Origin of the sequence: Brevibacterium sp. (assembly GCF_052105255.1) — a bacterium.
Classification (GTDB): Bacteria; Actinomycetota; Actinomycetes; order Actinomycetales; family Brevibacteriaceae; genus Brevibacterium; species Brevibacterium linens_B.
Genome location: NZ_JBQDYQ010000020.1, coordinates 43638 through 50366 on the forward strand (window position 1 = coordinate 43638; position 6729 = coordinate 50366).

The 6729-nt window shown below is 66.4% G+C and carries 5 protein-coding genes and 1 pseudogene; all 6 read right to left on the minus strand.

Annotation, left to right across the window (positions count from 1 at the left end):
• Positions 1 to 461 precede the first annotated feature (461 nt).
• On the minus strand, positions 462 to 1982 hold the full coding sequence (gene putP / locus ACTIIH_RS07795; RefSeq protein ID WP_101555478.1) for a sodium/proline symporter PutP: 1521 nt from the start codon (positions 1980 to 1982) through the stop codon (positions 462 to 464).
• A 136-nt stretch (positions 1983 to 2118) separates the two neighbouring features.
• Entirely contained in the window at positions 2119 to 3276 is a 1158-nt protein-coding gene (locus ACTIIH_RS07800) for a hypothetical protein (protein WP_441451324.1), read from the minus strand.
• Positions 3273 to 4424, minus strand: coding sequence for a hypothetical protein (locus ACTIIH_RS07805; protein WP_101555480.1), 1152 nt, complete (start codon positions 4422 to 4424; stop codon positions 3273 to 3275). Before ACTIIH_RS07805 ends, ACTIIH_RS07800 begins: the two co-directional genes overlap by 4 nt.
• A gap of 11 nt (positions 4425 to 4435) precedes the next feature.
• A complete protein-coding gene (locus ACTIIH_RS07810) occupies positions 4436 to 4858 on the minus strand; it encodes a hypothetical protein (RefSeq protein ID WP_101555481.1) in 423 nt (140 codons plus the stop codon).
• On the minus strand, positions 4845 to 6467 hold the full coding sequence (locus tag ACTIIH_RS07815; protein WP_441451325.1) for a phenylacetate--CoA ligase family protein: 1623 nt from the start codon (positions 6465 to 6467) through the stop codon (positions 4845 to 4847). Before ACTIIH_RS07815 ends, ACTIIH_RS07810 begins: the two co-directional genes overlap by 14 nt.
• 140 nt (positions 6468 to 6607) lie before the next feature.
• A pseudogene (gene purU / locus ACTIIH_RS07820) lies at positions 6608 to 6729 on the minus strand (formyltetrahydrofolate deformylase); the annotation flags it as partial.

Genomic DNA, 6729 nt, shown 5'->3' on the forward strand with positions numbered 1-6729 from the left:
TTACAAACCCCCGTCCCGCCCGTCGGGCGGGTTCTCGGCCGCGGGGTTTTACTCCCGGGGGGGGGGCCCCCGTCCCGGGGCCCCCCCCCGACGTGTCTTCACCGCTGGTGCGGCGGTCGACAAGGTCGTGCAGGCCGCCTCGGCGGGGTCAGTGTGGACGCACCTGTCTGGCCACCTCGGCGTGAATAATCGCTTTTCGTTCCGATCATCGCTCTCGATTCAGATGATTGGAACGAAAAGCGATTATTCGGGTACGCAACCTGAGGCGCGATCCGTTCGGTGCACCGATGGCGGGTAGGCCATGGGTCGTACTGACGTGTCGATACGAAGAAGGCCGGGGCACGACGCAGGCCGGGGCACGAAGAAGGCCGGGGCACACATGCCCCGGCCTTTTCCACGCGTGCGTCGGCTCTCACGCCCCGCGCCGTCGTGCGTCGGCTCTCACCGTCACACGTTCGCTCTCACTTGGCTCGGGAGAGCGCCACGGACTCGTCGAACTCGATGTCAGAGGCCTCATCGTGCTTGTAGGTGAAGCGGCTGACGACGACGGCGACGACGAGGTTGACGATGAAGCCGGGAATGATCTCGTAGATCGCGTCCGTCATCGGAGTGCTCACCTGCCCCCAGACGAAGGCCACCACCGCACCGGAGAGCAGACCGAACAGGGCGCCCCAGTTGCTCAGTCGCTTCCAGAACAGAGTGAGCAGGACGATCGGGCCGAAGGATGCGCCGAATCCTGCCCATGCGAATGCGACGAGGTCGAGGATGCTGTTCGACGGCGAGATCGCGAGCACCACCGCGATGATGGCGACGACGAGCACGCCGAGGCGGCCGAGCAGCACATAGGTCTTGTCCTGCAGAGTGCGTGTGGAACCGGTGCGCAGGGCGACGATCTTGAAGAGGTCCTCGATGAGCGCCGATGACGTGACGACGAGCTGCGAGGAGATCGTCGACATGATCGCAGCCAGCACCGCTGCCAGCACGAGGCCGGCGATGAATGGGTGGAAGAGGATCTGCGCGAGGTCGAGGAAGACGGTCTCGGCATCGGCGGGCTCCATGTCCGCGTGCTGGGAGAAGTAGGAGATGCCGACGATGGCGGTGGCGATGGCGCCGAGAGCGGAGATCGCCATCCAGCTGATGCCGATGCGCCGGGCGACGCCGGCATCGGCAGGAGTGCGCAGAGCCATGAAGCGCACGATGATGTGCGGCTGTCCGAAGTAGCCCAGTCCCCAGGCCAGCGCGGAGACGATGGATGCGATCGTGGCGAAGGTCCAGAAGTCTCCCGAGCCGACGAGGCTGAGCAGGCCGGGGTCGATCTCGGTGACGTTGCTGATGACGGTCGAGGGGCCGCCGGCGTTGATGACGGCGACGATCGGCACGGCGATGAGAGCGGCGAACATCAGCAGCCCCTGGGCGACGTCGGTGAGAGTTGCACCGAGGAAGCCGCCGAAGAGGGTGTAGACCATGGTGATCGCGGCGACGAGGAGCATTCCGCCGAGGTAGTTGAGTCCGAAGCTCGACTCGAAGAACTTTCCGGCCGCCACCATGCCCGAAGAGACGTAGAAGGTGAAGAAGACGAGGATGATGATGCCGCACACGATGCGCAGCAGTCGTGTCCGATCCTTCAGGCGCTGTTCGAAGAAGCTGGGGATCGTGATCGAATCGTCGGCCTTCTCCGTGAACGCGCGCAGTCGGGGTGCGACGATCTTCCAATTGATCCACGCGCCGACGGTGAGGCCGACGGCGATCCACGCTTCGATGAGACCGGAGACGTAGATGGCGCCGGGCAGCCCCATGAGCAGCCAGCCGGACATATCCGAGGCGCCGGCGCTGAGAGCGGCAACGCCTGGCCGCAGTCCACGGCCGGCGAGCATATATTCATCGAGGTTGTTCCTCGTCTTGCGGTAGGCGAACCAGCCGATGGCCAGCATGCCGATGAAGTAGAGGACGATCGCGATCATACGGAAAGTGGTTTCCGACATCTGAACTCAGCTCCTTTGATAGACCGAGCCGACCCTACAGCACAAGAGGTCGGAGGTGTGAATTCCCTGTGCGCCTACCTGGTGTGAAGATACACCTCGACCTGCCTCCGACAGCAGGGCTCGACAGACGCCAGCGTCAGACAGTCGGCAGACGGGGTGCTCGGGGAACCGGCGTGGTGGAGGCCCCCGCCGAGAAGGCCGCGATCGGCCGACCGCGGAGGAAGGTCGCCAATTCGCGTCGGACGGTCGGACTGTCCTTGACTTCGGAGTGGACATCGACGCGCAGCCCGTGCCGGTCGAGTGTCAGCCAGAGCCGCAGCAGGATCCGTCCGACCCCCACCTCGTCCGCGGCCGACAGCGTCGGTCGATCGGGGACGGACAGGACCAGATGATGGGAATGACGTCGGTCGTGACGAGCAGACGAGGTGGGCTTTGCCGCAGAGGTCCGCCGAAGTCCCGCACGCAATGAACGGCGCAGGGTCGACCGTCGTGATCCCCGATCCGAGTTCGCGAATGACCTCATCGCGGAGTCCGCGAGTGCGAATGGTCTGAGCCCCACCGATGTCAGGCCGACGATCCAGGAGCGCAGCCAGGGGCGATCGAGGAAGACAGCGGCTCGAGCACCTGCCGCCGGGATGCGCAGACACTCGGCGGTGAGTCCGTCCCGGTGGTAGCGCGGATCGGCGGGGTCGAAGCGCAGCCACCGCAAGGTCTCGGCGAACACCGGTCGGTCACCGAAGGAATGCAGTGCGGCACGACGCAGCCATGCCCGCCAGGCGCGGTCGGGGACCTCCACCAGGTCGACCGCTGTGTCGGCCATGGCGCTGCGACAGATCGCGGCCGCCTCGGCGAATCGGGCCTCGGCCCGGACCAAGGGGCCGCGGTCGACCTGACGATGGTGCAGGTCCGCGGTCCCGAACGCGGGCCACACACTGCCGTCCGCCGTCGCGGAATCCCTCTCGGCGGGGTCCGCGATGGATTCCCCGGTGGCCAAGCGCACCCGGATGTCCACGGTGGGCCCGCGCCCTCGGACGGTGACCGATTCGGTGCGCAGCCCCACCTCGGCGGCGGCGATCGTCAGCGCCTCCACCCAGCAGCCCAGGCTCAGGTGGAGATCCTCACTGCGCGGGTCCCCGTGGGGCAGCAGGCGGGCGGGGTCGGCCCCGACCCGCACCTCGGCGACCGTCGGCGTGCAGCTCGTGATCTCAGGAACCCAGGGCTGGGTGTTGTGGGCGGATGGGGCGGAGGCGGCGACAGTGAAGAGCGACTCGACGAGGGCAGTGGTCAGTGTCAACGGTGCTCCTCGGGCGGGGACGGAGGCAGGGTGCGGTCGACGAACACGAGCCGGTGCAGCTGCCTGCCCCCGGAACGGGCGAAGACCGCCGCCGAGGCGGGATTGTCCTCGGCGATGAACGTGACCCGCAGCCGTCGATATCCCTTGGCGACCAGCGCACAGTTGAGTTCGCGGATGGCCAGGCTGAGCAGACCCGACCCCTGATAGCGAGGGTCGGTGCCTTGGATGATGAGCACCGCGTCGCTCATCGTGCGACGGTGCCGGAGCAGGTCGCAGACGGTGCGCACACCGAGGCGGCCGCCGTGGCGACGCAGGATCGGCACCGGGTCGGGAATGACGAGAGCGAAGCAGCGAGGCGGGGCGTCGGCAGGATCGTCGGCACCGGTGATGTCGATGATGAGATCGGGGTCCATCAGGGCGGACAGGCCCTGCATCTGCGAGCGCAGCTGAGCGGGTGTGATGGACGTGTAATAGGGCAGTTCGGAGAAGGCGGCATTGAGGCTCGGCAGCAGCCGGTCGGCGAAACGGCGCAGGCCGAGACGGGAGACAGGGCGGCGACGCAGCCTCAGGCGACGCCATTCGTCAGCGGTGACCGCAGTCGCACGGGCTGCGGGAATGGAACCGACGGGCACCTCCCACGTGTGTGCCGGCCCCCAGGTCTCGAACCCGGCCGCGGCGAATGCCGGCCAGCAGAAGGCGGGATTCCACGCTGAGTCGAAGAAGCCGGGATGGCGGACGCCGTCGGTGAGCAGACCGCCGGTGACGTTCGGCAGGGGAGAGACGGGACCGAAGATCCGTGATGCTCCCACCTGTTCGGCTCGCTCGTCGAGGAACGCAATCAGCACGTCCAGCGCCTCCTCGTCGGCGACTTCGACGGCGCCGAAGAACAGAGGCGCAGCGGTTGCGTCAGCAGAACCCAGTTCGGCGGCCAATGCTGCCGACCGGTGGCACATGACGCGGGCCGCCGCTTCTGCCCGATCGGTGTCGAACAGCCAGAGCTCGGCGGGTTCGTCGAACCACCCGCGACCGGCGAACCAGTCGCGGATATCGGCGGCGAAGAGTGGAACATAGTGGTCCTCTTCGCCGCGCGCCCGCGCCAGGCGAGGAGCCAGGTCGATGAACTCGGCGAGATCGGCCCGGGAACGCACCCGCCGCGGTCTCATTCGGAACTGAGTTTCGTGAAATCGTCGATCATGCCCAACCGGCCGTCCTCGGCTCGGAACTCACCATTCGTGTATCCCCACTCATCGGCCGTGAGGATCCGGATGAAGCCGCCTCGGGCCGGGGAGTCCTTGCCGCTGCCGACCAGCCATTTCATGATCTCCCGATGCTCGGGGGTGCGTGCATAGGCGAGGAGGTCGTCACGGGTGGCGAAGGCGACCATCAGTCCGATCCGGTCGGGAAACTCGAAGTAGCTGCGATGCCACAGGTAGCCGGCTGAGGCCTTCAGCCCCTTGGCCACCCGCGGCCACCTCCGCAGCTGGCCCATCATCGCCAGCGGATTGCGGTAGCGGTTCGCGCCGAGGAAGAACGCCTCGGCGCGGGCCTGTGGGGGAGCCTGGGAGAAATCATTCGATCGCATCGTCACCCTCCTGCGTTCGTTGGACATAGACGTTCTTGATCTTCGTGTTCGCCGTTTCGAACGGGCCTGTGGCGTGATCGTGGATCTCGACGTGGATCTCCGCGGTCGTCGGGTCCTCCTCCAGGCTCTGCGCGAAGTCTCTCGACACCGACGCCAGGTGTCCGAGCACCCCGGCCCGGATCGTCCCAGCCAGGTCCTGCCGCGCAGCCCCGTCCATGGACGGGGACTCTTCCCGCAGCTGGATGTGCAGGGCGGGGCGCTGTTCGTGCCCGGCGATCTCACGCAGTTCGATGCGGAAGGACTCGATGAGGTGGGCCCGGGGATTGTCTCGGTAGAGCCCGTTCTCGATGTCGAGGGGGTAGATGTTGGCGCCCATATACGAGATCGTCGAATCCGCGCGCCCGAACAGCAGCACGAACGGCAGCTTCATCCCATTGCCGGCGAACGCCGCCGAACACGCTCGCGCCAGATCCGGATGGCGACGGGTGAGCTCGACCATGGTCGGGAAGTCGATGAGCGTGGCCTCGTCTCCGATGTTGTAGCGCAGCCGTGGACTCATCACCGCCGCCGAGTTGATCGTGGCGACCAGTTCACCGTCGTCGGTGGTCTCCAAATAGGTCTCCAACGGGTTGTACTGGAAGACCATCGGCACGCGAGACTCGTCGGGGCCGAGCGCATCGGCACGGAAGTCGAGATCGTGGGCCAAGGCCCGACGGATGACGACCGAGAGGTCGGATTCGCCGGCCATCCCGATCGTCAGGTCGCTGGCGCCGTACCCGGAATAGACCCGCTCGAAACGCGCCTCGAGGTAGTCGCGCAGACCTTCCGTCATCGCTTCTCCGCCGACGAACCCATTGAGCCGGAAGTCTGCCCATCTGTCTGGCTCGGAGTCCATCCGGTCGACGAGATGCTTGAGGAACGGGGGATAGGCGCTGATGAGGTAGGAATGGTTCGGTCCGAAATGCTGCATCGTGTCGAGGATCTTCTCGAGATCCGGGCCGGTGTTCTTCACCATCGCCACCTTGGCCATGGCCAGCCCCGTGTTCGTCCCCGTCGCCCAGGCACCCATCGAGAAGGCGTTGATGCAGAACAGGTCCGTGTGGTCGAAGAGCATCGTGACGTAGCCGGCGACGTTCTTATGGACGGTGTCGAGCTCCTTCTTCGACCGCATCCAGTTGAATGGGGTGCCCGAGGAGCCCGAGGATTCGTCGACGACAGTGCCGACACGGTCGATCCGACCGTCCCAGCAGCGATGTTCCTCGCTGTAGCGGCGAACGAACTCGTCCTTCGACGTCGGCGTGTAGGCCTCGAGGTCCCACCACCGGAACTCGAAACCGGAACGCGCAAGATAGTCCTGGTACGCCGGCACATCGAGGGAGGCCTGCTGGCAGATCATCCATGCATTGAGCTTCGCGAAGGGTTCGAGCCGCGGGTTGTAATGGCGGGCGGTGAAACGCCAGATCGCGGGGTGTGCCCGGTAGGCGCCGTAGGCGGCGGTGAGCCCGACGTTCGCCATGCGCAGCACGGCCTGTCGGGCCAGGTTGACCGGTCCGCGGGGGATCGGCAGACGACGGAGTTCGACTTCCGGTGTGAGGTGGGTCTCTCTCATAGTCCGAGGCTAACCCAGCCTCGGGTCCGGGCACACGGAAAGCCCGCAGATGTGTCAGAACCGCATCAAACGACGGGGCGAACTCCGACCATCACCGAGGCAGCCCGGTCAGGGTCGCGCCGCCTCGGCGAGGTGATGGTTCAGTCGAAGACGACGGTGCGGTGGCCGTCCATGAGCACCCGGCCTTCCGCATGCCAGGCAACGGCCCGGGCGAGCACGGCCGCTTCGACGTCCTGACCGTGCCGGACGAAATCGGCGATCG